Source organism: Catenulispora pinistramenti, from assembly GCF_018274385.1.
Taxonomy (GTDB): Bacteria; Actinomycetota; Actinomycetes; order Streptomycetales; family Catenulisporaceae; genus Catenulispora; species Catenulispora pinistramenti.
In genome coordinates this window covers 1-2,764 of record NZ_JAAFYZ010000437.1, presented here as the reverse complement: position 1 = coordinate 2,764, position 2,764 = coordinate 1, and the positions used below count along the sequence as shown (strand labels likewise).

The 2,764-nt window shown below is 61.4% G+C and carries 3 protein-coding genes; 1 reads left to right on the top strand and 2 read right to left on the bottom strand.

Translation table 11 applies throughout. From position 1 onward, the window contains the following. On the bottom strand, positions 1-803 hold an 803-nt coding region (locus tag KGQ19_RS48235; RefSeq protein WP_212022307.1), incomplete at its 3' end, for a S8 family serine peptidase. 890 nt (positions 804-1,693) lie between these two features. On the opposite strand from KGQ19_RS48235, the gene KGQ19_RS48230 reads away from it, so the two are divergent. Next, entirely contained in the window at positions 1,694-2,032 is a 339-nt protein-coding gene (locus KGQ19_RS48230) for a hypothetical protein (protein ID WP_212022305.1), read from the top strand. A gap of 254 nt (positions 2,033-2,286) precedes the next feature. Here the strand turns inward: KGQ19_RS48230 and KGQ19_RS48225 are convergent. Next, positions 2,287-2,764: hypothetical protein (locus KGQ19_RS48225; protein WP_212022303.1), on the bottom strand; the 478-nt coding region annotated here is incomplete at its 5' end.

Genomic DNA, 2,764 nt, shown 5'->3' with positions numbered 1-2,764 from the left:
CCCCCAACAGCCGGCGGCACCGCAAGCCGCACAGCCGCCAACACATCCAAAATCCCCGCCCCATACCGATCATCCCGAGCAGCCCCCCGCATAGCAGCAGGCTTATCAGCAGTAGCCTCCAAAGCGGCAACCACCTGCGGACCACTCCACCCCGGATGCGCACTCCGCACCAAAGCAGCCGCCGCAGAAACATAGGCGGTAGCCTCCGAAGTCCCATCCGAATACCCCACCCGCCCCTGATTGTCATCCCGTAGGATATGGACGCCGGGTGCGACTAACGCCACGTCAGCACCCGTATCGGACTGGTTCCATACATTCCCCGAACTATCAATCGCCCCCACGCCAACCACGCCAGGCCAGGCGGCTGGGTAGTACTGCTGCGACGTGCCGTCGGAGCCGATAGCAGCGACCACAACGACGTCATGGTCAAGCGCATCCTGTACCGCGTGGTGGATGCCAGGGTCGTCCAAGCTGAAGGTGAGCGCAAGATTAATCACGCGCGACCCGTGTGAGACGGCATACTCGATGGCTGGAATGATGCCGAATACGAGCCCGGAGCTGGTTCCATCGGAAGCCCGTACCGGAAGAATAGTTGAGTCTGGCGCCAGCCCTAACGTCCGTATGCCGGAGCCGGCGATAAGCGTAGCTTCGCCAGTGCCGTGGCCGTAATCATCTAGGTCGATATGGCCATCACCAATACTAGCTCCGGTTGTATCTGAGAAGTCTGCGCCCTGCAGAAGATTAGCTGCCAGATCACTATTCGGTTGTACGCCGGTATCAATTACTGCTACTTCTGCGCCCAAGCCGCGTGAGATTTTCCATACCTTACCTGCTTGAAGGTAGCGAAGCGCCCACTGACTGTCGGTCGACGCGCCGGCAGCGCTTATTGACGCCAAGGCTAGGATTAGACCTAGTGATGTTCGAGCCATTCCGGAGTAATGACGCCGTCTGCGGGAACTGCGACCGTGTCGGGTAGCCATGCGCTCTTTCGCTCTTTGAGGTAGGCCGGGCGGGGGCTACGTTCGTCACGTGTGCGGTGCACGGGGCCTACGCCGCTATAGGGAGGGACAGTTCCGGAATAATCGCTGCTCGGCAAGTCAGGCTGATATGCGGGAGCGTCTGAACCAAGTTGCGAAGCGGTACTATCCTGGGCGCTGTCATGGCTGGCATCGAAAGCGTCCGTAGGCCGGCGCTCGCTGCGCACGGTTGGGTTAGTCATTTTTGCGACAGTGGAGGGCGACCTCCGAGGGTGGCCCAATCCTAAACGGCCTGTGACGACATCGCTGACGGGTTCCTGTTCTGCGCTGCTGACTGGTGAAAGCGTGTCCGCAGGCTCGTGAATAGGGCGAGGCTTTTTTGGCCCTGCGTCCTCACCGATCGAAGGTGTGCCGCTAGTGATGTCACCTGTGGTGACGTCGGTTTTGGCCGGGGGTGTTGACCCAAGGCTTTCGTCGGGAAGGCCATTCGCCAAGCCATTGACTGTGCGCCTATTTTCCGTTTCTTGTGGAGTGCGACTTAAAGCCTGGCTGTCTGTTGTGTTTCTCTCGAATTTGCCGGATGCGTACCTAGGCGTTCTCGGCGAAGTCAAAGGGCGATCTTTTATGCTAGCTCTTCTGGCGCTAATCCTAGCCGCGGTTGGCCTTTGCCGTGATTCGCCTAGTTGGATATATTTTTCTTCTTTGGGCCCTGTTGCGTGTGCGCTGCCGTCAAATCCCTCCTCCGAATTCGTAATGGGAGGCAGGGGTGTCGTTTCGGGGGTGAAGTTTTCGGCGCGGAAGGCGCCGATATTCGAAAGCTGGCTACGGGTCTCGACGTACTGGGCAGCAATGCCGTTCACCACCTGAACCGCCTGCTCATGCGCAGCCTGATAAGCGGCGTCCTGTCGTGCGGCTTCAAGTGCCTCAAATGGCGTTGTGGGGCGTCTGACCACATCCGTGATGCCGGGCTCTGGGAGCTCTGGGACGTTCATCATCTGATGTTGTTGCTCGGCAACGATCTGGGCGCATCGGCCGACGGCGGTTGCGGCGCCTAGTGCGCTCTCGTGGAACTCCCGTGCCTCGGTGGCGGCGCGTCCCAACGTTGCCGCCGCCTGTTCCGCGGCTGGGCCTCTCCACCAGTTCGGCAGGTCGGCTTGGGCGTGGGCCAGTAGGTCTGCGACGTCGCCTACTCGTTCTGCCAGTGCTCGGAACGACTGGGGCATTGCCTGCATGGTTCCGACCTGGGGTGACGCGGCCAGGCTGCGTAGCTCGTCCAGTGTCATTCCGCTGTAGGCGAACTGGGATTCGCTCACGGGTTCGCCTCTCGGCCGAGTTGGGTGACTGGCCGTGTGCCTAGCTGCGTGCGGAGCCCTGGGTTGTTGGCCCAACGCTCCTCTCGGGCGCAGCCTTCGTCGGCGACTTGCATGGCGGCGGCTGCGACGGCTTCGTCGGCGGCGGAGTAGGCGGCGTGGGTTCGTTCCGCGTAGGTCGTCATGGCGGTGACCGTTTCGTGGATGCGGTGGTACCAGTCCTGGAGGCGGTGGACTACGTCTGCGTGGGTGTCGCCGAGGGGGCTGGCTTCGTTCAGCAGTCCATATACATATGTGGCGCTGTCTCCTTTATCTACGCGCCACGCCGCTGGGCCTGTGTGGAGGGTGGGGTCGATGGTGGGCCAGTGGTGGGCGTGGGCTGCGCCGAGGGTGGTTTCCAGGTCGGCTAGGGCTCGGCGGAGGTTGGTTAGGTGGTCCAGGCTGATGTGGAAGTTGTGGGTGGGGTTGTTCATGGGG